Source organism: Pseudomonas sp. Choline-02u-1, assembly GCF_002836515.1.
Classification (GTDB): domain Bacteria; phylum Pseudomonadota; class Gammaproteobacteria; order Pseudomonadales; family Pseudomonadaceae; genus Aquipseudomonas.
Window position 1 is genome coordinate 79,207 of the sequence record NZ_PJBC01000064.1, and the last position, 25,974, is coordinate 105,180.

22 protein-coding genes are annotated in these 25,974 nt (G+C 61.4%); 13 read left to right on the plus strand and 9 right to left on the minus strand.

The features are described 5' to 3' along the window. Positions 1-51: 51 nt before the first annotated feature. The 8 genes from CXF97_RS20985 to CXF97_RS21020 all read left to right on the plus strand — a co-directional run bounded on the left by CXF97_RS20985 (position 52) and on the right by CXF97_RS21020 (position 6,993). Entirely contained in the window at positions 52-1,446 is a 1,395-nt protein-coding gene (locus CXF97_RS20985; protein WP_101160662.1) for an ethanolamine ammonia-lyase subunit EutB, read from the plus strand. Positions 1,447-1,451: 5 nt separating this feature from the next. Next, positions 1,452-2,276, plus strand: coding sequence for an ethanolamine ammonia-lyase subunit EutC (gene eutC / locus CXF97_RS20990; protein ID WP_101160665.1), 825 nt, complete (start codon positions 1,452-1,454; stop codon positions 2,274-2,276). 115 nt (positions 2,277-2,391) lie between these two features. Then, positions 2,392-2,853, plus strand: a complete 462-nt coding sequence (locus CXF97_RS20995) for an N-acetyltransferase (protein WP_007958617.1) — start codon at positions 2,392-2,394, stop codon at positions 2,851-2,853. Positions 2,854-3,081: 228 nt separating this feature from the next. Then, positions 3,082-3,732 (plus strand): DedA family protein, encoded by a 651-nt coding sequence (locus CXF97_RS21000; protein ID WP_016773001.1) that lies wholly within the window; start codon positions 3,082-3,084, stop codon positions 3,730-3,732. A gap of 4 nt (positions 3,733-3,736) precedes the next feature. After that, positions 3,737-4,549 (plus strand): zinc-dependent peptidase, encoded by an 813-nt coding sequence (locus tag CXF97_RS21005; protein ID WP_101160668.1) that lies wholly within the window; start codon positions 3,737-3,739, stop codon positions 4,547-4,549. A 112-nt stretch (positions 4,550-4,661) separates the two neighbouring features. After that, a complete protein-coding gene (ppa, locus tag CXF97_RS21010; protein ID WP_003205933.1) occupies positions 4,662-5,189 on the plus strand; it encodes an inorganic diphosphatase in 528 nt (175 codons plus the stop codon). Positions 5,190-5,407: 218 nt separating this feature from the next. Then, complete coding sequence (locus CXF97_RS21015) at positions 5,408-6,154, plus strand: S24 family peptidase (protein ID WP_101160671.1); 747 nt, start codon at positions 5,408-5,410, stop codon at positions 6,152-6,154. A 404-nt stretch (positions 6,155-6,558) separates the two neighbouring features. Further along, entirely contained in the window at positions 6,559-6,993 is a 435-nt protein-coding gene (locus CXF97_RS21020; RefSeq protein ID WP_256589887.1) for a hypothetical protein, read from the plus strand. A 7-nt stretch (positions 6,994-7,000) separates the two neighbouring features. On the opposite strand, the gene CXF97_RS21025 is transcribed toward CXF97_RS21020, so the two are convergent. Genes CXF97_RS21025 through CXF97_RS21050 form a run of 6 tightly spaced genes read right to left on the minus strand, consistent with a single transcriptional unit; the run spans position 7,001 to position 17,183 of the window. After that, complete coding sequence (locus CXF97_RS21025; RefSeq protein WP_101160677.1) at positions 7,001-7,813, minus strand: YfaP family protein; 813 nt, start codon at positions 7,811-7,813, stop codon at positions 7,001-7,003. A gap of 3 nt (positions 7,814-7,816) precedes the next feature. Then, positions 7,817-9,436 (minus strand): DUF2300 domain-containing protein, encoded by a 1,620-nt coding sequence (locus CXF97_RS21030; protein WP_101160679.1) that lies wholly within the window; start codon positions 9,434-9,436, stop codon positions 7,817-7,819. 1 nt (position 9,437) lies between these two features. Beyond that, positions 9,438-14,012 carry an alpha-2-macroglobulin gene (locus CXF97_RS21035; protein ID WP_101160682.1) on the minus strand — a complete coding sequence of 1,525 codons (4,575 nt, stop codon included), beginning with the start codon at positions 14,010-14,012 and terminating at the stop codon, positions 9,438-9,440. Then, complete coding sequence (locus tag CXF97_RS21040; RefSeq protein WP_071173713.1) at positions 14,009-14,659, minus strand: DUF1175 domain-containing protein; 651 nt, start codon at positions 14,657-14,659, stop codon at positions 14,009-14,011. The genes CXF97_RS21035 and CXF97_RS21040 overlap by 4 nt, the downstream gene beginning before the upstream one ends. After that, complete coding sequence (locus CXF97_RS21045) at positions 14,644-16,356, minus strand: DUF2138 domain-containing protein (protein ID WP_101160684.1); 1,713 nt, start codon at positions 16,354-16,356, stop codon at positions 14,644-14,646. Before CXF97_RS21045 ends, CXF97_RS21040 begins: the two co-directional genes overlap by 16 nt. A 35-nt stretch (positions 16,357-16,391) precedes the next feature. Continuing rightward, the gene (locus CXF97_RS21050) at positions 16,392-17,183 is read right to left on the minus strand and encodes a YfaP family protein (protein WP_101160687.1); all 792 of its coding nucleotides are present in this window, start codon (positions 17,181-17,183) and stop codon (positions 16,392-16,394) included. A gap of 278 nt (positions 17,184-17,461) precedes the next feature. On the opposite strand from CXF97_RS21050, the gene CXF97_RS21055 reads away from it, so the two are divergent. The 5 genes from CXF97_RS21055 (at position 17,462) to CXF97_RS21075 (ending at position 23,854) form a co-directional block, all read left to right on the plus strand. Further along, the gene (locus CXF97_RS21055) at positions 17,462-18,595 is read left to right on the plus strand and encodes a Fic family protein (RefSeq protein ID WP_101160689.1); all 1,134 of its coding nucleotides are present in this window, start codon (positions 17,462-17,464) and stop codon (positions 18,593-18,595) included. 105 nt (positions 18,596-18,700) lie between these two features. After that, positions 18,701-18,943 carry an exodeoxyribonuclease VII small subunit gene (locus tag CXF97_RS21060; RefSeq protein WP_016772991.1) on the plus strand — a complete coding sequence of 81 codons (243 nt, stop codon included), beginning with the start codon at positions 18,701-18,703 and terminating at the stop codon, positions 18,941-18,943. After that, complete coding sequence (gene ispA, locus CXF97_RS21065; protein ID WP_101160691.1) at positions 18,940-19,827, plus strand: (2E,6E)-farnesyl diphosphate synthase; 888 nt, start codon at positions 18,940-18,942, stop codon at positions 19,825-19,827. Before CXF97_RS21060 ends, ispA begins: the two co-directional genes overlap by 4 nt. Positions 19,828-19,918: 91 nt before the next feature. Next, positions 19,919-21,817, plus strand: coding sequence for a 1-deoxy-D-xylulose-5-phosphate synthase (gene dxs, locus CXF97_RS21070; RefSeq protein ID WP_101160694.1), 1,899 nt, complete (start codon positions 19,919-19,921; stop codon positions 21,815-21,817). Between the two features lie 153 nt (positions 21,818-21,970). Continuing rightward, positions 21,971-23,854: a TonB-dependent receptor domain-containing protein gene (locus CXF97_RS21075; protein ID WP_101160696.1), complete on the plus strand. Its 1,884-nt coding sequence runs from the start codon at positions 21,971-21,973 to the stop codon at positions 23,852-23,854. Between the two features lie 137 nt (positions 23,855-23,991). On the opposite strand, the gene CXF97_RS21080 is transcribed toward CXF97_RS21075, so the two are convergent. Genes CXF97_RS21080 through ribA form a run of 3 tightly spaced genes read right to left on the minus strand, consistent with a single transcriptional unit; the run spans position 23,992 to position 25,825 of the window. Further along, a complete protein-coding gene (locus CXF97_RS21080) occupies positions 23,992-24,792 on the minus strand; it encodes a cobalamin-binding protein (protein WP_101160699.1) in 801 nt (266 codons plus the stop codon). Further along, positions 24,792-25,211 (minus strand): MFS transporter, encoded by a 420-nt coding sequence (locus CXF97_RS21085; RefSeq protein ID WP_101160701.1) that lies wholly within the window; start codon positions 25,209-25,211, stop codon positions 24,792-24,794. The genes CXF97_RS21080 and CXF97_RS21085 overlap by 1 nt, the downstream gene beginning before the upstream one ends. Continuing rightward, on the minus strand, positions 25,208-25,825 hold the full coding sequence (gene ribA / locus CXF97_RS21090; protein ID WP_101160704.1) for a GTP cyclohydrolase II: 618 nt from the start codon (positions 25,823-25,825) through the stop codon (positions 25,208-25,210). The genes CXF97_RS21085 and ribA overlap by 4 nt, the downstream gene beginning before the upstream one ends. Between the last annotated feature and the right edge of the window lie 149 nt (positions 25,826-25,974).

Here is a 25,974-nt window from a genome sequence, read left to right on the forward strand (position 1 = left end):
TGTCGAAAACCACGGCGCAGAGCTGTTCTGCGCCGTCACGGAGAACGCTGAATGGCCAGTTTTGCTCACACGGTCGGCGCGCAGACTTACCGCTTCGACAGCCTCAAAGACGTCATGGCCAAGGCCAGCCCGGCACGCTCGGGAGACTTTCTTGCCGAAATCGCCGCGCTCAACGACGGCGAACGGGTGGCCGCGCAAATGGCCCTGGCGGACATCCCGCTCACCCACTTCCTGCAGGAAGCGCTGATTCCTTACGAAGCCGATGAAGTCACCCGGCTGATCATCGACACCCACGACAAGCAGGCCTTCGCCGTGGTCAGCCACCTCACCGTCGGTGGCTTTCGTGACTGGCTGCTCAGCGACGCCGCCGACGAAACCAGCCTGCGCCTGCTGGCCCCCGGTCTGACCCCGGAAATGGTCGCCGCCGTGTCGAAGATCATGCGCGTGCAGGATCTGGTGCTGGTCGCGCAGAAAATCCGCGTGGTGACGAAATTTCGCGGCACCCTCGGTTTGCGCGGACGCCTGTCGACCCGCCTGCAACCCAACCACCCGACCGACGAGCCGTCCGGGATCGCCGCGAGCATTCTCGACGGCCTGCTCTACGGCAACGGCGACGCGATGATCGGCATCAACCCGGCCACCGACAGCATCGCTTCGATCTGCGCGATGCTGGAAATGCTCGACGCGATCATCCAGCGCTACGACATCCCGACCCAGGCTTGTGTGCTGACTCACGTCACCACCTCGATCGAGGCGATCAACCGTGGCGTGCCGCTGGATCTGGTGTTCCAGTCGATTGCTGGCACCGAGGCAGCCAATGCCAGTTTCGGCATCAACCTCAATGTCTTGCAGGAAGGTTACGACGCCGGGCTCAGCCTCAAGCGCGGCACTCTCGGGCAGAACCTGATGTATTTCGAAACCGGTCAGGGCAGCGCGCTGTCGGCCAACGCCCACCATGGCGTTGATCAGCAAACCTGCGAGACAAGAGCCTACGCCGTGGCGCGCCATTTCAAGCCGTTTCTGGTGAACACGGTTGTAGGATTCATCGGCCCGGAATACCTCTACAACGGCAAGCAGATCATCCGCGCCGGCCTCGAAGACCATTTTTGCGGCAAGTTGCTTGGCGTGCCGATGGGTTGTGACATCTGCTACACCAATCACGCCGAAGCCGACCAGGACGACATGGACACCCTGCTGACGTTGCTCGGCGTTGCCGGGATCAACTTCATCATGGGTATCCCCGGCTCCGATGACATCATGCTCAACTACCAGACCACCTCGTTCCACGACGCCCTCTACGCCCGGCAGACCCTGGGCCTGAAACCGGCGCCGGAGTTCGAACAATGGCTGGCCAACATGGGCATCTTCACGCAAGCCGATGGCAAGGTGCGCTTTGGCAACAACCTGCCGCCGGCCTTCCGCCAGGCCCTGGCGCACTTGGGATGAGTCTTATGGAAAAACCACCGGTCGATTCGCAAAACCCGTGGCTGCAATTGCGCCGCCTGACCCCGGCGCGCATTGCTCTGGGCCGCACTGGCACCAGCCTGCCGACCAGCGCTCAGCTGGATTTCCAGTTCGCCCATGCGCAGGCGCGCGATGCGGTGCACCTGCCGTTCGATCATGCCGGGCTCAGCGCACAGTTGCAGGACGAAGGGCGCGAAAGCCTGCTGCTGCACAGCGCGGCGCCGGATCGCCATACCTATCTGCAACGCCCGGATCTGGGCCGCAAGCTCAGCGACGATTCGGCGCAATCCCTGCGTGATTACGCCAGCGCCCATCCGGGCGGCGTCGATCTGGCGATTGTCGTCGCGGACGGCTTGTCGGCTCTGGCTGTGCATCGACATACCTTGCCGTTTATCAAGCGCCTGGAAGAACAGATGAGCGACGACGGCTGGTCGCTCGCGCCCGTGCTGCTGGTGGAACAGGGCCGCGTCGCCATCGGTGACGAAATCGGCCAGTTACTCGGCGCGAAAATGCTGGTGATGCTGATCGGCGAGCGGCCGGGCCTGAGTTCGCCGGACAGCCTCGGGCTGTATTTCACCTACGCACCCAAGGTTGGCCTGACTGACGCGTATCGCAACTGCATTTCCAATGTTCGGCTTGAAGGTTTGAGCTACGGCATGGCGGCGCATCGCTTGCTGTACCTGATGCGCGAGGCCGGTCGGCGGCAGCTGTCAGGTGTCAATTTGAAGGACGAAGCCCAGCTTCACACGTTGGAGACGGACGACGCTGTCGACATGAAAGGTAATTTCCTACTCGATCCGCCCCCAGCCTGAACCGTTTCCGCATTGCCTTTGCAAGCGAGTTTCAGGCAGGATCGACGCACGGCCGCCCGGGTTTCCCATCGCCGTCAGAGCAGTTGAAGACAGCCACTTGAAGACGAGACCTATCATGCGGATTATTCAAGCGACCCTCGAACATCTGGATTTGCTGACTCCTTTGTTCGTCAAATATCGCGAGTTCTACGGCTCCCTGCCCTACCCGGATTCCTCCCGCGCGTTCCTCGAAAAACGCTTGCGCCGCAAAGAATCGGTGATCTATCTGGCGCTGGCCGACGATGACGACAAGAAACTCATGGGTTTCTGTCAGCTGTATCCGAGCTTCTCTTCGCTGTCGCTCAAACGTGTGTGGATTCTCAACGATATCTATGTCGCCGAAGACGCTCGCCGGCAATTGGTGGCCGACAACCTGATCCGCACCGCGAAGAAAATGGCCAAGGAAACCCAGGCCGTGCGCATGCGCGTCTCGACCAGCGCAGACAACGAAGTGGCGCAGAAGACCTACGAATCGATCGGCTTCAAGGAAGACACCGAGTTCAAGAACTACGTACTGCCGATCAGCGACGAGCTCTGACTCCGAAAGCGTCAGTGATGAGGGAGTTCGCTCCCTCGCCACGGCCAACCGCTGCCTGACAATTGCTCACTTCGCGACACTCGCCGCTACAAAACCGGCGCGCTTTTCAGCGGTCAGACCGTATAATCCCGATCTTTCCGGCTTGTAAGAAAAACTACACCCCGCTGTAGGCTTACACGAAGTCATCCGCACAGGCCTGCCGAGTCGGGCCGTCATACAGGTGCCCCCATGGATTTCAACCCGCTCGACCTTATCCTGCATCTCGATGTGTACCTCGATTTGCTGGTGAACAACTATGGGCCATGGATCTACGCCATCCTGTTTCTGGTGATCTTCTGTGAAACCGGGCTGGTGGTGATGCCGTTCCTGCCGGGCGATTCGCTGCTGTTTATCGCCGGCGCGGTGGCCGCGGGCGGTGGCATGGATCCGGTGTTGCTTGGCGGTCTGCTGATGCTGGCGGCGATCATGGGCGATAGCACCAACTACGTGATCGGACGCACGGCCGGGGAGAAGCTGTTCAGCAACCCCAACTCGAAAATCTTCCGTCGCGACTACTTGCAAAAAACCCACGATTTCTACGACAAGCACGGCGGCAAGACCGTGACCATGGCGCGTTTCCTGCCGATCATCCGCACGTTCGCGCCGTTCGTCGCCGGTGTGGCGCGGATGCCGTACCCGCGTTTCTTCGGCTTCAGCGTGCTCGGCACGATCCTCTGGGTCGGCGGTCTGGTCACTCTGGGTTACTTCTTCGGCAACGTGCCGTTCATCAAGAAAAACCTCTCGCTGCTGGTGGTGGCAATCATCCTGCTGTCGCTGGTGCCGATGATCATCGGCGTAGTGCGCAGCCGTTTCGGCGGCACCAAAGTGCAATCGCACTGATCCGATGTGGTCGCTGACCGCCTGGCGACGCCGGCGCCTCCTGGCCAGGCACCCGATTGCCGACGATCTGTGGCAACGGGTGCGCCATCAACTCTCGTTCCTTGACGGCATCAGCGCCGCTGAGGATCAGTGGTTGCGCGAAGCCTGCGTGTTGTTTCTCGAAGACAAACACCTGACCGCCCTGCCCGGCGTCGAACTGCATCAGGAGCAGCGCCTGCTGCTCGCCGCCCAGGCGCAGTTGCCGCTGCTGCATCTCGGTGACCTGAACTGGTATCAGGGCTTTCACGAGATCGTCCTGTATCCCGACGACTTCCTCAGCCCGCAACGCCATCGCGATGCCAGCGGCGTCGAGCATGAGTGGGACGGCGAACACAGCGGTGAAGCCTGGCAGCAGGGGCCGGTGATTCTCGCCTGGCCCGGCGTGCTGGCAAGCGGTGGCTGGGAGGGCTACAACCTGGTGATCCATGAGTTGGCGCACAAGCTCGACATGCTCAACGGCGACGCCAACGGCCTGCCGCCTCTGCACGCCGACATGCGCGTCAGCGATTGGGCCGCAGTGATGCAGGCCGCCTACGACGACCTCAACCGCCAGCTCGATCACGATCCCGACGCTGAAGCCGCCATCGATCCCTACGCCGCCGAGAACCCGGCCGAGTTCTTCGCCGTCACCAGCGAATACTTCTTCAGCGCCCCGGATCTGCTGCATGAGGCTTATCCACAGGTCTACTTGCAACTGCAGCTTTTCTACCGGCAGGATCCATTGGGCAGACTGCGGCAACTTCAAGCCACAGACCCGGTCTATCAGGCGCACGACTAAGCTCTGCACGACTTCTGGTACGTGGCGTCGGCGTAGGAATGTGCCTATAATCGCCGCCACTTTTTGGTCAATCCGGCCAAGTGTTTTTGGTCAACTACGGGGGCAACGCCCAATGAGCTACAGCAAGATTCCGGCTGGCAAAGACCTGCCGAACGACATCTACGTCGCGATCGAGATCCCGGCCAACCACGCGCCGATCAAATACGAAATCGACAAAGACAGCGATTGCCTGTTCGTTGACCGTTTCATGGCCACCCCAATGTTCTACCCGGCCAACTACGGTTACATCCCGAACACCCTGGCCGACGACGGTGACCCCCTCGACGTGCTGGTCGTGACCCCTTATCCGGTTGCCCCAGGTTCGGTGATCCGTGCCCGTCCGGTCGGCATCCTGAACATGACCGACGACGGCGGCGGCGATGCCAAAGTCATTGCAGTGCCACACGACAAGCTGTCGCAGCTGTACGTCGACGTGAAGGAATACACCGACCTGCCGCCACTGCTGATCCAGCAGATCGAGCACTTCTTTGCGAACTACAAGGATCTCGAAAAAGGCAAATGGGTCAAGATCGAAGGCTGGGCTGGCGCAGACGCCGCTCGCGAAGCGATCACCAAGTCGGTTGCCGCCTACAAGGGCTAAGCAATTGCGCCTCGCGTGAAGCTTGAAAAAAAACCCCGGCCATCCGGGGTTTTTTGTGTCTGCACGCTTCAGTTAAACGAAGCGTTTAAATTCCTACATGCAGTTTTAATCTGTTTAATTTCCCACAAGCGCGTCTTACATCCCGTCGCAAAATACAGGCTTTTTTTGAACGCCCGGTTTATTCAAACCGCTCTAGTGCGGCCGTAGACTCCGTGTTTATGAGAAAGAACACTAGCGGTCCACGATTCAAGGCACTCCTGGAAGCAGCGAACATCAGCACCACAGATTTCGCAAGGTTCTGGGGCACGGAAGCCCAAAACGTTCATAACTGGTACACCCGGGGCGTCCCGGCGTATCGCATGGAAGAAGTCTCACGCCTGTTGTCGGTCAATAGTGAATGGCTGAAAACCGGGGAAGGCGTCAAGGAGGTCCCGCGCCTGCACCCACCCGCCAGCAATGGCGACACGTTCGATGCCCAGGCCATCTGCGGCGTCTATACCGTCATCAACCCCAGCGACATCGACCTGGCTTTTTTCAAGGAAACCCCGATCGCCAACGGCGACGGCAAAACCCATGTCATCCTCGACCCTGACCAATCCCTGCGTCTGCCCCGCGCGCACCTCGATCAACTCGACATCCAGCACAGCAATGCCATTTGCGCGCACATGATCGGCAACAGCATGGCCGAACGCATCGAAGACGGGTCAATCGTCGCCATCGACCGCGGTCTGACCCAGGTCGTCGACGGCGAAATCTACGCCATCGAACACGACGGCATGCTGCGCATCAAATACCTGCACCGCATGCCCGGCAACGGCTTGCGCATGCGTAGCCACAACAGCGCCGAATACCCCGACGAGGTTTTCCGCCCGGCGCAGATCGAGGAGCAGCGGATCCACATACTTGGCTGGGTGTTCTGGTGGTCGACACTGGGTAAGCGCCGGCCGGTGGTGCCGTTTTTATGATTATTGATTCGAACCTGTGGGAGCGAGACTGCTCGTGAAGAGGCCCTGATAACCGGTACAAATTCATAGCTTGTACCGCTTCACAGGCTCTAAACCGCACTTGAGGCTGGGAATCCAACGCAAAACTCAGTATCCTGCGCCCCACATTCGCGCATCGACCCGCCCAGCGGCTCGAGTGACGCCCGACACGGCAGACCAACGTCTGACCAAGTCCCACAGCCGGACGCAGATCCGGATGTACGTTTTGAAGGCTGGCGCGGTTTACCAAAAATAAACCAAGCCAGTCCCCGAGAAGCCGGCCACAAGCCGGCTTTTTAATGTCTGCAAAAAGGTCAGGCCTCGCGCAAAGGAATCGAACAAGCTGGGCCCAGCAGTTCTGAAGCGTTTCACAAGGAAGCTAAAACGTGCGATTCACCCCTCGTTTCACAATGCTCGGACCAGTCATTCTGATCGCCGCGATGAGTTCTCAACTCTGCGGCTGCGTAGGCGCAATCGTGGCTTTGCCTGAAAAAACCACGCACAGAACTGATGAGTACAAAGTTCTAAGCGCTCGCTCGATCCCTCCAGCGGTCACCCGAACTGTTCAATCAACGCCTCAACGTGAGTGGTGTGGCATCACGGTTTGGGCGCTGATCATTCCTGTGCCGTTGAAGTTGCCTGTGTGTTCGTCGTACTCCGAACAGTCCTTTGGCAAGGACGAGTCTGGCGATGAAATCGCTTTGCTCTATTCAAAACAAACGGTGCCGTCGCCGTTCTACGCCTGCGGCCCGTTCATGGTGCTGGGACCGATTGTCCACGGTTATCAGGGCAATGCGCTTTGTGGCGTTTTTCCAAACTAGCCGTGGCTCACGGATAACTAAACGACTTCACCAGCGTCAGCTCACCCACCGCCCGCATCGGCACCAGAAACGTCTCCATCTTCTCGCTCGGCGTGCCTTCCTCGGTAATGACAGTCACCTGCGCCGTGGTCAGCGCCTGCACCGCTTCATCCCCTCCTTCGTCATCTCCGCGATACCCGCCGCCGTAATAATTCACATAGACCAGATACTGCCCCTTGATCGGCGCGGGCATGGCGGCGATTTCCGGGCCGTAGCCGGTGGTGACGTCGACGTCGAGGGCGGCGCCGTTGGGTGCGACGCGGTTGCCGTACCAGATGTGGGCGCCGTCGGGGGTGATCAGGTGCAGGTCGAGGTCGGTGCCGTCGCTGTTCCAGGCCAGCAGCACGCGCAGTTTGGCCGGTGTGGCGCCGCCGCGGGCATTGAGGAACTGCGTCCGGTGGCGTTGCTGGCCGTCGGGGCTGCGGACTTCGACGCTGTTGCTGCCGTTGGGGAAGGAGAACGGCCGATCGAAGCCGCCGGCGGGATCGATTTTCAGCGGCATGCTGACGCCGTTGACGATCAGACGTCCGGGTTCGTTGTTCTTCGGCACGGTTTTAATCTGGCCACTGATTCTGGCGGTATTGGCCTGGCCAAGCGGTGTGTTGACCGACGAGGCCGGGTAGTTGACGGTCTGACGGAAGCTCTCGCCCTCGCCTTGCGGTGCGCCGCTGCGCCAGCCGCCGACCGGGGTGTCGAGTTTGACGCCGTCAGCGGCGTGGGCCAGCGGCAATAGATTGTAGGCACAGAGCAGCAGCAAGACCTGTGGATAACGGAGTGTCATGGTCTATTCCAGCAAAAGGTGACGGGCGAGCCCTTCGATGTAGGTTTCATCCTGGCCGTTGGGGTGTGCTTCGAAGGCCAGGTGCAGATATTCGTGGGTCAAATCGAGGCGATCCTGCAGGGTCAGCACGCCGCGCACGTAAATCCGCTGGCGTTCGCGGTCGACGAAGGGCCGGCCGAAGGCAAGTTTGCAGACAGCGAACGTGCTGACTTCGTCGTAGCCGTTTTCGCTTTCGAGCCTCGGACGCCAGCCGCGTCGCTGTTTCTGCAGCCAGTCGTGCGCGGCGGGCAATGCTTCGCAGGAGGCGACCGGGTTGTCCCAGCGGCTGAGGCTGGCGCGTGGGTAGGCGTGCAGCAGAATCGCGTCGTAACGCTGGCCGGCCTTGGCTTGCTCGACGGCTTGCTGCCAGGCGAGTTTGTCCGGGCCGGGCTGCTCGGAGTGATAGGTGACCGTGCTGCCGGCCAGCACCAGATCGGCTGTCCACGCCGCAATGTTGCGCGATTCGGCTGAAGCCGGGCGCGGAGCGACGCGCTGGCGATTGCTGCTGTCGTCGATGCTCAGGCAGTCGCCATTGCGCGTGGCGTTTTGCAGCAGATAAGTGCGGATCGCTACGGCCAGCGCTTTGGCGGCTTCGGCAGGTTCCGGTTTGGCTTCGCGCTCAAGGACGCGGGCGACATATTCTTCGCGATCAAGTCTTGCGACGAGTTTGTCGTCGAGCAGAAACAGTTCGCCGTCGCTGTGGATATCCAGCGCATTGCCGTTGGCGAACTCGACGCGGTAGTCGCCGCGCAATGGCCCTGACGTGGCAACACGATCCCCGGCCAGAACTTTGGAAACCGGATATTTCGAAAACAGCCCGACTTCCACACAACGCCCCGCGTCCGCTGGCCACGCCGTCGGCAACACGCTGGCCAGCGCCTGACCGTAATGCCGCAGAACCATTTGACCGGTGCCGCGTCCACCCGCCCAGATCGGTGCGCCGTCGGCGGTCCAACCGGCGAATCCGCCTTGCCGCGATTGTGCATCCTGATCGTCGAGCCAGCTCCAGGTTTTCACCCGTAGACGCCCGCCCAGTTGGCCGACGACATTGCCGTCCGCCGCGTTCAGCACGACATCAAGTAATACGCGACGCATTTGATCCTGCGCTGGCAGCAACGCCAGAACGCCCAATAACTCAGCAACCGAAACCCTTGTTGCCGGCTGCACGGCTGGCAAATCCAGCAACCACGACGGCGCCTGCCGCGCCTGCCAATACGCTCGCCAATCCGTCGCAGCAATGCCCAACCGCGTCGGTTCGAAATACAGAGCGCAGGATTTCACCAAGGCCTGATCACGCTCGATCCTGCCGCCCGCCGAGCAGCAATAAACTTCTTCTTTGGATTGCCCGCGACATTCATAAGCCGGTTCCCGTGCACCGGTATCCACCAGCCACGCGTAGACGAACAACTTCCACAGACTGCCCAGCGGCGCATCCAGCGACGCTGGCAACGGTTCGCGCTTGATGAGTTGCGTCTGACTCAACGACAACAACTCGCCCTGATAGGCCACGCGCAGCGGCTCGTCCTGCGCTGTCGCCAGCGCAGGCATCACACACATCAACAGCCACAGCAGCGGCCGGCGCATGTCAGTTGACCGTGACCTGACCGAGGGCGGCTTTCGCTTCCTGGGCCTGATGCTGCGGCGCATAGACTTGTTTGAAGCGCACCGGCGGGAGGCTGAACTGGCCTTTCTGCGAGAAGCGCACCAGATGGCGCAGGCGTAACTCGCCGCTCAGCGCATCGACCGGCACCGCGTAAGCCAGTTGTCCCGGTTCGAACCTGGCTTTCTCCAGCGCGGTCGGTTCGGTGCCATCCTTGCCTTGCAACTTGATGCCCCACGTTGTGCGTTCGACGTCCGCACCCGGTGGCAGCGGCACTTCGAGCATGCCGTAGCGCAGCGGTTTCGGTGCCTTGCTGGTGAGGATCACCTCGTCCAGGTACAAGCTGTCGCTGGACAGCGGTTTCGTGCCGACCGGCTCGAGTTTGAAGGTGAACGCTTCGTCGCCCGGCACCAGACGCGACAGGCGCCGGGTGACGGTCACGGCCATCGGATCGACCTGCGGCTGTTGCGTCTGAAAGCTCAGCGCCGCACGTAGCGGCCGCTCTTGCGTGCCGGACACGCTCAGCACGCTGGGCAGCGCTGTGGTGCCTTGCCATACCCAGTACATCTCGCCGCTGGCCCCGTAGTTTTTCTTCCAGCCCTCACCCGGCATCAGCGCGATGGTCGGCGAAGCCTGAGCGATGCTGCGTTGCAGCCAGGTCAGCGCCAATGCACGTTCCAGTGTCGATTGCTGCGGCAACAGACGTTGCAACAACGCCGTCGCACGGGCCTGATCGAACGGTTGCAGCGACAGGCTCAACGCTTCGACAAATGGCTGCGAACTGACCGCCAGACGTTGTTGCGCTGCGCCCAGTTGGCGATTGAACGCCTCCGGCAAAGCGACTTTCGACTGCGCGGCCAACGATGCGCTGAGCACCCGCGCCGCTGCCAGACCCAGCGCCGAATCCGGATCGCTCATCACCAGACTGTCCTGGCCATCATCGAGCAAGGTTTCGGCGCTGCCCTCACCGGCCTTGGCCAGATCGTCGAGCAGACCGCTGAGCAGCGTGTTCACTGGCAGCTGCATCTGTTTGGCGAACGAGAGAATCAGCGCCCGTTGCAGCAATGGCGTATTCGGCGCTTGCTTGGCGTACACCTCGAGTACGCGCTGCCAGTGCTCCGGCGGCAGGGTCAGATCGAGTACGCGGCTGGCATTCCAGTCGGCGTAATAGGCATAGGCGGTAAGGAATGCATCCGGCTCGCCGTCGTAGCCCCACCAGGTGAAGCTCGCCGATGGCCCGGCCATCTGCACCAGCCGCAGGCGGCTGTTCTGCATGATCAGGCGCAAGCGATCACGTATCTGTGGATTCGAGGCCAGCGATGGATAAGCGATGCTCAACGGCAACAAGCGACTGGCGGTCTGCTCGACGCCGCCGTACGGGTAGCTGAGCAGATCATCGAGGGCCGAACGGAACAGCGCTTGCGGACTGTCATCCAGACGCAGGCGAATATCCGTCGCATCCGCCGGCAAAGTCAAAGGCGTATCGCCGGTGACGACATCAAGGCTTTGTGTCTGAGTGACCTGCCAGCCTTCGCCGGTTGCACTCAAGCGCACAGCCAGGGCATCGGCAACTTTGCCGTCCTGCACCAGCTCCGCTGTCCACTCGCCAGAGGCCAGGGCAAACGCCGGTAGCGGCAAGTAATTGATGCCGCTGTTCAGGGTCACCGGCAGACGTTGTTCGGTGCCGGCATAGTGAGTCACCAGTTCAGCCTTGACCGGTTTCTGAGCCTGACTGAACGCAAACACGCCCAGTTGCGGCTGATCGCCCTTGCGGAATTTGCTCGGCCCGCTCCACTTCAAGTACAGCGGTTTTTCCGAACGGACGAACTGCTTTTTCTGCCCGACCTGGCCATCATCGGCAATCGCTCGCGCGGTGATCCGCCAGCGGGTCAGCGAGTCCGGCATCTTGAAGGTGAAACGGGTTTTGCCGTCTGCGCCGGTCAACAGCTCTGGCTGCCATGCGGCGGTGTCGACGTCCTCCCGGCGCGGACGCTCGAGCACTTTAACGCCGCGCTCGCTGCGGTTGGCCTTGCCCGGCGCACCCGGGCTGCCCGGCAATGCCACGTCATAACTGATGAACGACAGGCTGGCGCTGGTACGCACATTGTTGCGCCGTGGGTGATAGAAGAACTGATCGATAGTCGGCGCGACTTCCGGCTGCAACGCGTAGACCATTTCGTCGACCACGCTGACCGTCAGATGCGCCGGAACCGCTTTGCCGGCGAACTGCGTGGTCAGGTCGACCGTGACCGTATCGCCCGGCAGGTACACCGCTTTGTCGGTGCTAATAGCCACGTCGATTTGCGGCGCGACCACTTTGATCCCGGCGTTCTGGAAACTGTACTGACCGCCCTTGGTGTAGAGCACGGAGAAGGTCAGGTTCGGCGCGAAGTTGTCCTTAACCGGGATCCGCGCGCGGTACTGAGTGTCGCTGAGTTTTTCCAGCTTCAGCCAGTCGCTGCCTTTGGCCAGCAGCGCGGTCGCTTCGACCTTGTCGCGCTCCAGCGACAGCAGCGCATCGCTGACCGGCTCGGGGAAAGTGATCAGCGCCAGCGCTTCTTCGCCCGCCTTGTACTCGGGTTTGTCGAGGACGATTTCCACGGTGCCCGGCACCGCTTTCACACCGTCGCCGGTGACCGAATGGCCGGTGGCGCCGAGGACGCGACCGTGTTGATCCTTCAGCGTCAGGTTGTACGTGCCCGGACGTTCGAAGGCGAGGCTGAAGCCTTTGTCCGTTGCGGCGAGTTTGCCTTCGCCGGTGCTCTGATCTTCGAGGCGCACCCAAGCGTAGCTGCTCGGCGTTACGGCTTTGCTTTGTTCGGTGCCACCCTCATTCGCGTAGCTGAAGGCAACCTTGTCACCGACCGCGCTGAAACGCTGCGGCGCGCTCAAGCGGAAACTCGCCGCACCACGGTCGATGAGGATTTCCTTGGTGGTCTTGACCCGATAAGCCGCGCCGTCGCTGGCGAACACGGTGAGCATGTAGCGGCTCGGTTTATCGGCGGCTGGCAGATCCAGGGTCGCGTTGCCTTTGCTGTCGGTGGTCAATTCGGTGCTGGTCAGCTCCACCGGGAATTGCCCGAGGTATTGCAGCTCGTTGTCGACCATCGACAGTTGCTGGGCGCGCAGGCTCAGGCTCAATTTGGCGTTGGCCACTGGTTTGCCATCCGGGTAGAGCAACACCAGACTGCCTTTGACCGGCTCGCCAGTGCGGTAGTCCTGCCTGGCCAGATTCAGCGAGATTTCGAAGTGCGGCTTTATGTACTCCGCCACACGGAAAGCACTGCTGTAAGCCTGATTCTTGTAGTTGAAGCGGATTTCGTAACCACCGGCCACGGCGTTATCCGGCAATTGGAAACGGCCCTGGGTACCTGCTTTCGAATCAAGCTTCAGATCGAGGGTTTGCAGTTCGGTCCCCGTGGCATCAAGCACGCTGACACTGACATCCGCCGCGCCCGGCAGCACCGAATCCCGCGCGCTCTTGAACTCGCGGCCAACGATCTTCAGCGACACCCAATCGCCCGGGCGATACAGCGGCCGGTCGGTGAAGGCATAGAGTTTGGTGTCGTAGATTTCACTGTCGTAGTAGAAGTTTTCCGAGACGAATACGCCGCCTTCTTCGTCCTCGCCGATGACGAACGAGCGCTCCGGGCTGACGTGTTTCAGGCGCAGCAGACCGTCGGCATCGGTAGCACCGCTGCTCATCACGCCGAGTCCGTCGGTCCACAGCACATTGACCTTGGGCACCGAACTGCCTTCGTGTTTGCGCGCGGCCCAGACCAGCAATTCGTCACCGGAAATCTTGCTCACCGCAACGGTGTTGGAGACGAAAACCATCGTGGTCGCGCGGTACTTGCCGATCAATGCTTCGACCAGATACAGCCCCGGCTTCAGGTTACCCAGCGGAATGTAAACGTTGCCCGGCGCGACACTGACAAAGTCGCTGGACGAGCCGGCCAGATTGACCCCAGCGGGCGGCTGGATCGGCTTGGCCTGCCACAGCGGATAACGGAACTGGCTAACCACCGGCAGACCCGGAATCAAGGCGAATTGTGGCTGCGCGTCGTACGGCGTCGGCGCGACCATGGCCTCGCCCATTTTCAGCTCCGGCACTTCTTCGGTGACCTGCTTGCGCGATTCGTAAGAGAACGCACGCTGCATCACTCGCCGGGACTTTCGATACCAGTTGTCCCACAGATACGCGAGAGTGTTGGACAGCCCTTCGCCCTTGAACTGGCCGTCACTGACGACGCGGTGCAGGTTCTTCTGGCGCTTGAGGAAATCCAGTGGCTTGTCGATACGGTACACGCGAATGTCGGCGCCACCGTACGGCTCCATACGAAAGCGCCGGTAATCACGGCCCGGGGCTTCGAGGCGGACCATCGCCGGCTCGTCGCTGGCAAAACTGCTGTCGGCAAGCAAAAAGAAACTCTCACCGGCCACCGGTGTGTAATTGCTCGGCTCCACCGAGTCTTCGGCGTTGACGCAGGTAAACGGCAGCAACAACGCCAACAGCAAGGAAATTCGCGAACAGATACGCAACATGCGGGCACCGGTCATTGGGAAAGAAAGTTCAGTCGATAGACGCCGATGAAGTTGGGGTTGGCTGCGTCGGGTATCCATCGGGTGTCCTTCCATGTCATGAGTTGCTGCAGGCTTGCCGAACGCATGCCGTTGTCAGTGGGGGTGGTGGTGCCGGTGTGATAGGCGATGTAGCGGCCCATCCAGATCATCAGGTGCTGGTCGTCGCCCTGATCGAAAAACATCAGGTCACCGGGCCGCGCCTGCGATACATCGCGGCCGACCAGATGGCTGTTGAACTGAATCAGTTTGATCGCGTTGACGTACGGCCCGACCTTGCCGCCGCCCTGCTGCCACTGTTGCGCAAGCTTGCGTTGCGCGTCGCTGAGCGCCAGCTCCGGCGGCAGATAGCGATTGGACAGGCCATTGCTTCGCAGCCATTTGTCGTCGTGGACTTTCAACGCTTCGTTGGCGGCAAAGCGCACCAGCCCGGCGCAATCCTGCTGATACCAGCGCGGGCTCGGGCCTTGGCTGAGCTGCTCTTGAGCGATGCGCACGAACCAGGCGCGGAATACCTGGGATTGCGCCGGATCGAGCGCTGGCGCTTCAACCGCACGGGCACCTGCGCTGAGCAACAGCGCGAGCAGGCCGAGGCTGCGGATCAGTGCGCTCACAGCGCTTTCCATTCCAGCGGCAGCCATTGCCAGTGGCCATCCGGCTCGCTGCCTTCGGGCAGGGTCAGGACATATTTGCCGTAGCCACCGAGGGTGCGCAGTTTCGGCATCAGGTAGGTTTGTGCGGCGTTGTAGAACACCGGCTCCATATCCTGCGGCAGGCTGTCGAGGGTCTCGCGCTGCATCAGTTGCGCCATCGCATCCGGGCCGAAGTAGATCGGCATCAGCACGTCGTTCGGCAACACGTCGGCCATTGGCGGGAAGCGCTTGTCGAGGGTGCCGAGGGCTTTGTCGACGAGTTTGTCGTCGAGGGAAAACAGCAGCGTCGAGCCGTGACGGGCGAGGCTGACTTTCATGTACGCCTTGCCGGATATCGCCTCCGGGTTTTCGGCGGTCTTCGCCGCGTACGGCCCGAAACTGGAACTGACCTGACGCTGCCAGAGGTGGCTCTGGCCTTCCTGCTTGTCGATCACCGGGAATACGCTTTCAGCGACGTTGGCTTCGAACGCGCCGACCATCGAGCCGAACAATTTGCCCAGATCAGCGTCGAGTTTGCTGCTGTCCTCGTCTTTGAGGCTGGCGACCAGCAATGGCGTGTACAGCCGAGAATCGGCGTACCAGCACAGGCCCGCCGCACCGGCGACGTGTTCGGTGAGGGTCTGCGCCACTGCTTCTTCAGCGCCGAGCTTGATCAATATCGGTTTTTGCGGTTCGGCCGCCACCGGCAGGGTCACACAAGCGCTCGCCCCCAGGGGCATCGCCTGCCAGACCGGTTTGAAATCGAAGTCCGGCTGGTTTTCCAGCTCGTCCATGGCCAGATAGCTGTGCCAGCCCTTGTCGTCCATGTCGAAACGCAGCCCGGCAAAATTCGGGATGAAGCGCTGATAGCCCATGGCGAGAACGCTGGAATTGACCGATAGGTGCTGTTTGGTTTCCGCAGCTTTCGCCGGTAGGCCGAACGCTTCTGGAAACAGTTTTTCGCCATTGAGCAATGCCGCCAGCGCTTGCGCGGAGACGCGGCCCGACTCTTCCGGGACGCCGCTCTCCGGGTCGTAGTACTTCGCCGGATTGGACAACACCACCAGCTTGTCGCCGCGCGACGCGAACAGCAGCGATTTGCTGGCGTTGTAGCTGAGCTGATACAGCGGGATCTCATCACTGCCGACCTTGAGAGTGCCGAAGACGCTGAGCTGGGTGTCATCCAGCGCAACTTTCGCCAGTGGCTCGAGCAGTTTCGCCAGCCCGCCGCGATCCATCACCAGCAGGAAATCCTTCAAGCGGCCATCGGCGCCTCGCCACAGCGCCACATCCGCCGGTTGATCAAAAAGCTGTTCGATCAAGCTGTCCTGCAACTTCAGGTCATGCTCGTAGATAATCCGGCGCAGGCTGCCGATCAGGCCGAGGCGGTCGGCGTGAGTTTCGTAATAGAAGACGAAATCCTCGGTGAGCGTGGCCTTGAGAAACGGCACCGTCAGGAGGTCCTTGGGCAACTGGCTCAGCGAGCGAGTTTCGAGCAAGGCGTCTGGACGGCCGAGGCCGAGCTTGTCACTGGCAAGTGTCGCCGGCGGCGCTTTGGGCTTGAGCAGCAGCCAGCCGAAACCGCCCGCCACACCGGCCACCAGGCACAGGCCGAGCACGACCAGCGGCCAGCGCCGCGAAGGTTTGGCCGCCGGTGTCGCGGCAGCTGGAGTCACAGTGTTATCGCTCATGTTCACAACATCCGAGTTCATCCGTGGCGGGATGCTTAATAGTTGAAAGTCTTGACCAGCAGCAGATCACCGATCGCCCGCAGGGGCACGATGAAGGTTTCGCGTTTTTCGTCGACGGTGTTTTCGTTGAGCACCAGGGTGATCTGCGAGGTGATCACCTCGTTCTGGTTGCTGGTCTCCTCGAAGTTATAGCCACCATCGCCGTAGTTGCCCCAATAGTTGACGTACACCAGATAAGTGCCGTGCAGCGGCGCGGTCATGGTGAACATTTCCGGGCCGGGGCCGTCGACGCCATCCGGGTCTAGGCCGCCGCCATTGCTCAGCGCCGGTCGTGCCCAAAAGGCATGCTGACCGTCGGGGGTGACAATATGCAGATCCAGCTCGGCTTTCGGGTCGTCCCATCCCAAGACAAGACGAATCTTCGCCGGCGTGCGCAGATTATTTGCTTCATAAAATTGCACGCGCTTGAGCGACTGGCCTTCGGCGCTGATCACTTCAACGCTGTTGGAGCCGGCGCCGAAGGCGTAGGGCCGGGCAAAACGCCCCTGATCGTCGGTGTACAGATTCAATGGATTGCCGTTGACGGCGAGGCTGTGCGGCGGACGCATGTGCCTGAGGGCTTTGAGCTGGCCCTGGATCATCGTGCGATTGCGCTGGATGCCGCGATCGATCGGCGGCGTCGGGTAGGCGACCTGCGGATTTTCCGAGCGATCGAGCAAGCCGTGATAACGCCAGCCGCCGACCGGCTCGGACACCTGCGCAGTCGGCGCGGCCCACAGCGCAGGTGCGCAGGCGAGGCCGATCAGCAGCAAAAGAGATGAACGCATGTGACGCCTCCTGCCATGCCTTGAACGAAACCTTGCACCCGATCCTCGGTACTTCACAGCGGTGAACTGCGTTTCGTCTGAACGCCCCGCAACTGTCGGGGCCGTAGAAGCGGCGAAGAGTAGCGATTCGGCAGTTTTTTAACAATCGGATACATGTGTGATTGCTGTAGGAATCGCGCCATTCTGGTAGACGATGAGCCGAATAGCCGGCATATTCGGCTCACCAAATGAGCCGAATAGCGTTTTTATTCGGCTCACGCTTCTACGACAGGTGATCAATGACCGCACATTGGATCTGGCAACAACCGGATTGGCCCGACTTCAATTGGCAAGCCGAGCGCCTCGCCCCGCTGCTGCGCGAGTGCGTGCAGACGCAGGGCCGACTCTTGGGAATGGCCGGCTCAGTGGGGGATTCGATGAGCGCACAGAGCGAGCTCGATGCGTTGCTTCAGAACATCGTCACCTCCTCCGCCATCGAAGGTGAGCAACTGAATGTCGGCTCCGTGCGTTCTTCTCTGGCCCGGCGCCTGGGTCTGGAATGGGTTGATCGCGATAGCGTCAGCCAGCGTAGCGAGGGCTTGGCGCAATTGATGCTCGATGCCACCCATGGCTTCGACGAGCCGCTGACCCTGGCACGATTGCTGGAATGGCACATCTGGCTTTTCCCCGCCGAGGAAGCGATGTTCAGCGCGCGGCCAATACTCGTCGGTACCTTGCGCGGCGACGAACCGATGCAGGTGGTGTCCGGACGACTCGACCGGCCAACGGTTCACTTTGAGGCGCCACCGCGCCAACGGCTGGAACAGCAAATAGAGCGTTTTTTGAGCTGGTTCGAAGCCAGCCGCGATCAGGTTTCGCTGGATCCGCTGTTACGCGCTGGCATCGCGCATTTCTGGTTTGTCACTCTGCACCCTTTCGACGACGGCAACGGTCGTCTGACCCGCACCATCACCGATCTGGCGCTGGCTCAAGGCGAAGCGCAGGCGATCCGCTTCTATGCGATGTCCGCAAGCATTCTCGAGGATCGCGCCGGTTATTACCGGATTCTGGAGTCGAGCCAAAAGGCCACGCTCGATATCACCGAATGGCTGACCTGGTTTTTGCAGACACTGCTGCGCAGCCTGCAGCAAGCCATCACCCGTATAGATTCGGTGTTGGGCAAGACTCGCTTCTGGCAGGCGCACCGCGCATCCGACCTTTCAGCGGAGCAGATCAAAGTGCTCAATCGCTTGCTCGATGGCGGTGAGCGCGGTTTCGAACAGGGCCTCAGCGCAGGGCAATATCAAGCGGTTGCGAAAGTATCCAAAGCCACCGCGACGCGGCATCTGACGGAGTTGCTGGACAAAGGCTGCCTGCAACGCCTGCCGGGGGGCGGACGCAGCACGCGTTACAAAATCCGCTATCCGGATTGACTCGCCGACCGTTATGGAGGGGCCTAGCGACGGCCCGCTCATTTGCCCATACCCCCCCTATCTGCTAGTGTCGCGCCGGTTTAACGTCTACCGGAAATTGCCGCCATGGCCCGCAAAAAAGCTGCACTGGATTTCGAACAATCCCTCGCCGACCTGCAAACACTGGTCGAGCGTCTGGAGAACGGTGAATTGTCGCTGGAAGACTCGCTGACCGCTTTCGAGCAGGGCATCGGCCTGACCCGTGACTGCCAGGCGGCGCTGGCCCAGGCCGAGCAGAAAGTGCAGGTGCTGCTGGAGCGTGATGGCGAACTCGCCGAGGAACCCTTCGACGCGGATGAGCCAGAATGATCGCGGCGTATTCGGCGAGCAGTCAGGCCCGGGTCAACGCGGCGCTGGAGACGCTGTTCAACGCGCCGCTACCGGAACTGGCGCGGCTCTACGAAGCGATGCGCTACAGCGTGATGAACGGCGGCAAACGCGTGCGCCCGTTGCTGGCTTACGCGGCGTGCGAAGCCCTCGGTGGCCAGGCTGAACAGGCCAGCGGCGCGGCGTGTGCGGTCGAGTTGATCCACGCCTACTCGTTGGTGCATGACGATTTGCCAGCCATGGACGACGACGATCTGCGTCGCGGCCAGCCGACGACCCACAAGAAATTCGATGAAGCCTGCGCGATCCTCGCCGGTGACGGCTTGCAGAGCCTGGCCTTCAGCGCCCTGCTCGATCCGCGCCTGAGCGATTGCAGCAGCGAAATCCGTCTGCAGATGGTCACAGCGCTGGCCCATGCAGCCGGCCCGGCCGGCATGGTCGGTGGGCAGGCCATCGATCTCGGCTCGGTCGGTCTCAAGCTCGATCAACAAGCCCTGGAACAGATGCACCGGCACAAGACCGGCGCGCTGATTGAAGTCAGCGTCAAGCTTGGCGCCCTGGCCAGCGGCCGCGCCCAGCCTGATCAGCTTCAGGCGTTGCAGACTTACGCACAGGCCATCGGCCTGGCCTTTCAGGTGCAGGACGACATCCTCGACGTGGAAAGCGATACCGCGACCCTCGGCAAACGCCAGGGCGCCGACATTGCCCGCGACAAGCCGACCTACCCGGCCCTGCTCGGCCTCGACGCCGCCAAGGCTTATGCGCTGGAACTGCGCGATCAGGCCTTGCAGGCGCTGCGACCGTTTGACGCGGCCGCCGAGCCGTTGCGCGAGCTGGCCCGGTATATCGTCGAGCGGCGCAACTGACGGCGTATCGGCCAAAAAAGACCAACGCGTGGGCAGGGGGCGATGCATCAGGTAAACTGCCGCATCTTTTATACCTATAACGATTCGCCTGATGCCCACGACGTTTCATGAGATTCCCCGCAAGCGCCCGACCACGCCCCTGCTCGACCGTGCGAACACGCCGGACGGCCTGCGCCGGTTAGGCGAAGCCGAGCTGGAAACCCTGGCTGATGAGTTGCGCCTGGAATTGCTCTACACGGTCGGCCAGACCGGTGGGCATTTCGGTGCCGGCCTGGGCGTGATCGAGCTGACCATCGCGCTGCATTATGTCTTTGACACCCCGGACGACCGTCTGCTGTGGGACGTCGGGCATCAGGCGTATCCGCACAAGATCCTCACCGGTCGCCGCGAGCGCATGGCCAGCCTGCGTCAGAAGGACGGCATTGCCGCGTTCCCGCGCCGCTCCGAGAGCGAGTACGACACTTTTGGCGTCGGCCACTCCAGCACCTCGATCAGTGCCGCGCTGGGCATGGCCATTGCCGCCCGTCTGCAGGACAGCGATCGCAAGGCTATCGCCGTGATCGGCGACGGCGCGCTGACCGCCGGCATGGCTTTCGAAGCGCTCAACCATGCGCCGGAAGTCAACGCCAACATGCTGGTGATCCTCAACGACAACGACATGTCGATCTCGCGCAACGTCGGCGGGTTGTCGAATTATCTGGCGAAGATCCTGTCCAGCCGCACCTACGCGAGCATGCGCGAAGGCAGCAAGAAAGTCCTGTCGCGCCTGCCCGGCGCCTGGGAAATCGCCCGTCGCACCGAAGAATATGCCAAGGGCATGCTGGTCCCCGGCACCCTGTTCGAAGAACTGGGCTGGAACTACATCGGCCCGATCGACGGCCATGATCTGCCAACCCTGATCGCGACGCTGCGCAACATGCGTGACCTCAAAGGCCCGCAGTTCCTGCACATCGTCACCAAGAAAGGCAAAGGCTTCGCCCCGGCGGAAGTCGACCCGATCGGTTATCACGCCATCACCAAACTCGAACCACTGGATGCTCCGGCCGCTGCGCCGAAAGCCGCCAGCGGGCCGAAGTATTCGGCGGTGTTCGGCGAGTGGCTGTGCGACATGGCGGCGGCTGATGCGCGTCTGGTCGGGATCACCCCGGCGATGAAGGAAGGCTCGGATCTGGTGGCATTCAGCGAGCGTTTCCCCGAGCGTTATTTCGACGTGGCGATTGCCGAACAGCACGCGGTCACGTTCGCCGCTGGCATGGCCTGTGAAGGCGCGAAACCGGTGGTGGCGATCTACTCGACGTTCCTGCAACGCGGTTACGACCAGTTGGTGCACGATGTCGCGGTGCAGAACCTCGACGTGCTGTTTGCCATCGACCGCGCCGGTCTCGTCGGCGAAGACGGCCCGACGCACGCCGGCAGCTTCGACCTGTCGTACCTGCGCTGCATCCCGGGCATGCTCATCATGACCCCGAGCGATGAAAACGAACTGCGCAAGATGCTCACTACTGGTCACCTGTTCAACGGCCCGGCGGCAGTGCGTTACCCGCGCGGCAGCGGCCCGAACGCGACCATCGAGAAAGACCTTACGCCAATCGAAATCGGTAAAGGCATAATCCGCCGTCAGGGCAGCAAAGTCGCCCTGCTGGTGTTTGGCGTGCAACTGGCCGAAGCGCTGAAAGTCGCCGATAAGATCGATGCCACCGTGGTCGACATGCGTTTCGTCAAACCGTTGGACGAAGCCCTGGTTCGCGAAATCGCCGCCAGCCACGAACTGCTGGTGACCATTGAGGAAAACGCGATCATGGGCGGCGCCGGTGGCGCAGTCAGCGAATTCCTCGCGCGCGAGAACATCCTCAAGTCGATGCTGCACCTGGGCTTGCCGGATATTTACGTCGAGCACGCGAAGCCTGCGCAGATGTTGACCGAATGCGGTCTGGATGAAGCCGGGATCGAAGCGTCGATTCGTCGGCGCCTGGATCTGCTTAAAAAATAAACTGCTGGGTACATGCATAACCCCTGTGGGAGCGGGCTTGCTCGCGAATGCGGCGGATCAGTTGATGATGAGTTGACTGATTCACCGCTTTCGCGAGCAAGCCCGCTCCCACATTTGATTTGTGTAACACCTGAAACTGCCGTTGGACTGTCCATGAACCTCTCGCGCCTCGCCCTGCCCTTCCTCCTGCTGCCAACCGCCAGCGCCCTTGCCGATACATTCGAGCGCGATCAGGCGCTGAAGCTGCCGGACACGTTGATCAGCGCCAATCGTCAGGTCGAGGCGCGCAACGACAGCAGCGCCGCCAACACCGTGTTTACCCGCGAAGACATTGATCGCCTGCAACCAAGCGACGTGCCCGATCTGCTGCGGCGCGTGCCCGGCGTGCAAGTGGCGCAGACTGGCGGGCGCGGCAGTCTGCCGGGGATCTACATTCGCGGCACGCAATCGGCGCAGAGCCTGGTGCTGGTCGATGGCCAGCGCATCGGCAATTCGACTTCCGGCGACAGCAACCTGCAGCATCTGAACATCGAGCAGATCGAGCGCGTCGAAGTGCTGCGCGGTTCGCGTTCGGTGATTTATGGCAGCGACGCGATTGGCGGGGTGATCCAGATCTTCACCCGGCGCGGCACCGAGCAAGGCTTGCAGCCACGCCTGCATCTGGGCTTCGGCAGTCAGCAGACATGGGAGCGCAGTCTTGGATTGTCCGCAGGCGATGAGAAAACCCGCTTCAACCTCGGCGCCAGCCTCAACGAAACTGGCGGGATCGACCGCACTCACGACTCGTACCCCAGCGACGGCGATCACGACGCCTACCGCAACAAATCCCTGAGCCTGAGCATCAGCCACGCGCTGAACGAGGACATCGAAATCGGCGCCAATCTGCTGGATAACCGTGGCAAAAGTGAGTTCGACAATCCGTTCGGCCGCTTCGACCCGGTGACGTTCGAGTCGCTGCAACAACAGCCCTACAGCGATTTCAACGTCAGCAGCCTTAGCAGTTATGTCGATGCGCGAGTCAACGAAACCTGGAAAACCCGCGTCGAATTCGGCCACAGCGAAAACCGCGAAAAGACCTTCGACAAGCTCAGCGACGAGCGCACCGTGTTCAACACCTATCGCGACTCGCTGAACTGGCAGAACGACCTTATGCTGGATGCGCGCAACAGCCTTATCCTCGGCGGCGACTGGTACGAAGACCGGGTCAACAGCAGCACTGCGTTCGACGAGGACAGCCGCTGGAATCGCGCAGCGTTCATCCAGCATCGCTATCAGGCCGACAGTTTCTCCACCGAGATCGGCCTGCGCCACGATGACAATCAGCAGTTCGGCAGCCAGAACACCTGGAGCGGCACCTTCACCCTGCCGCTCAATCCGGACAACGACCTGTTGCTGAGCTACAGCGAAGGTTTCCGCGCGCCGACCTTCAACGACCTGTACTACCCGGACTTCAGCAATCCCGACCTGAAACCGGAAACCTCGAAAAGCTACGAACTGCAATGGCGCAGCCAGTTGAGCGATAGCGCGCGCCTGGAAACCTCGATTTACCGCACCGACCTGGAAGACGCGATCATCTTCGGCAGCAACTCACGCCCGCAAAACGTCGCGTCGGCGCGGATCAATGGCTTTGAAGCGGCGCTCAGACACGAGCTGTTCGGCTGGCAGAGCAATCTTGGCGTGGCGATCATCGATCCGCGTGATCGCGATACCGGGCATACCCTTGCGCGACGGGCGCGACGCACGGCCAGTTGGGATGTGGATCGGCAGTTCGATCGCTTGGGAGTGGGCGCCAGTTGGCAATTGGTCAGCGGCAGTTACGATGACGTGAAAAACACCCAGTCGCTGGGTGGCTACGGCACACTCGGACTGCGCAGCAGTTGGGCGCTTACTCGTGAGATCAAGCTGGATCTGAAGGTCGACAACCTGCTGGACAAGGGCTACAGCCGGGCGAATTACAGCTATGAAGGCGGGCAGTATGGCTATCGGGAGGAAGGTCGGGCGTGGATGTTCGGGGTGACCTGGACGCCTGAACTCTGATCCTTGATTTGTGCTGGATTGACTGGCCTCTTCGCGAGCAAGCCCGCTCCCACAATGAATCTCGGTGCACCACAGATTCATGGTTGAAACCAATCAAATGTGGGAGCGGGCTTGCTCGCGAATGCAGGCGACGCGGTCTACCGGTCAGGCGCAATCAATTGGCAAAGCTTGGCGGTGGCGCTAATCATCTGCCCACTCGGTCGCTCGAGGCCCTTGTCAGCGACCAATAGCAGTCTCCCCTGCCTCACCGCTGCCACCTGCGGCCAGGCCGTCCACGCTTCAAGCTGTGCCTGATCACCGGCGACGATCACTTCTGGATCACGCTGCAACACCGCCTCGATACTCACCTGCGGCGCCGGGAGATCAAGGTCGGCGAACACATTGCGCGCGCCGCACACCTCAAGCGCATCGCTGATGATCTGTCCGCCACCGACGGTGTACAGCGGCTTGTCCCAGACTTGATAAAACACCCGCAGCGGCACGTCTCGACGATAACGCTGGCGCAGATCGTCCAGCTGCTCGCGCAATTCGGCCGCCCGTTTCGCCCCGCGTTCAGGACGCCCGATCTGTTCGGCAATGGCTTCAATCTGTGCGGCGAGCTGCGTCAATGTGTGCGGCTCGGCGACAAAGATCGGAATGTTCAGGCGCTTGAGCAGATCACGCTGCCCCGCGCCTACGCTTGCGGGCCAGAGCAACAGCAAATCCGGTTTCAGGCTGAGCAAGCGTTCCATGTCGAGCTGGCCATAGCGACCCACAGACGGAACATCGGCAATCGCCGCCGGCCGCTCGCCAGCATCGAGCACGCCGACCAGCAAGTCGGCAGAATCCAGTTCAACGACGATTTCAGACAGCGAGGGCGCGAGGCTGACCACCCGCAATGCGGCCAGCGCCGGGCTGCTCAGCACGAGCAGCAGAACCGCCAGCCACAGGCGAGACATCAGCCGAGTTGACGCGGAATACGGTAGAGGTAGAAGAGCACGGCGGTGGACAGCGCCAGCAGCATCAACGGCACGGCTTCGAGGCCGACGAAGACCGCCAGCGCGCCAATCCACGCTGGCAAAGACGCCACCAGAAACGCCGCACGCCGACGCGCCGCGAGGGCGATCCAGGCGGCGGGTTCATCGGCGGTATCGAGAGATTTTTGCGTGGCGATCAATGCGTGTTTGTAACGGCCGAAATACTTCAGGCTGACAAACATCGAGGCCACGCCGGCGATGAACAAAGGCATCGCCAGCACCGGCAAGAGGCCCTGGCCTTCGCCGAACAACGCGTTGAGTACGAACAGCGGCAACAGCGCCAGCGCCAGGTATTGCCACCAGGCCACCGCCAACCGCCGCCGCACCTGGCCGCGGGTCACGCGCGGTCGACCTCGCCCTGATGCTCATTGCCCATCATGTGGTCGAGCTTGCTGGCCTTGGTCGCCAGGTACAGTTTGTTGTGCGGGTTGTGGCCGGTGTGCAGCGGCACGCGCTCGGCAACGACGATGCCCATGTCGGTCAGCGCTTTGACCTTGCGCGGGTTGTTGGTCATCAGGCGCAGGGCTTTCACGCCCAGATGCTCGAGCATCGGCAGGCACATGGCGTAATCGCGCTGATCGGCGGCAAAGCCCAGACGCTCGTTGGCTTCCACGGTGTCGGCGCCGCCGTCCTGCAATTCGTAGGCACGGATCTTGTTCAGCAGACCAATGCCGCGACCTTCCTGACGCAGATACAGCAGCACGCCACGGCCTTCGCGGGCGATCGCCTGCAGAGCGGCGTCCAGTTGCGAACCGCAGTCGCAACGCTGGCTGAACAAGGCATCGCCGGTCAGGCATTCGGAGTGCAAACGGCCGAGTACCGGAGCGCCGTCGGCAATTTCACCCAGGCTCAGCACGACGTGCTCGCGGCCGGTGGATTCATCGAGAAACCCGTGCATGGTGAATTGCGCATAAGGCGTTGGCAGCTTGCAAGCGGCAACAAAGACGACAGGCACCGGTGTGCTCCTGATCTAAAAATTCTGAAAATTCGCAGGCCGGCATTGTAACAGCAGGTTCCTGTAGACGCTTAGGCTGAATTATCGGGCATAACGATCAAAAAGTTTGATGACACTCCCGCTCCTTGTAGGAGCTGTCGAGTGCAACG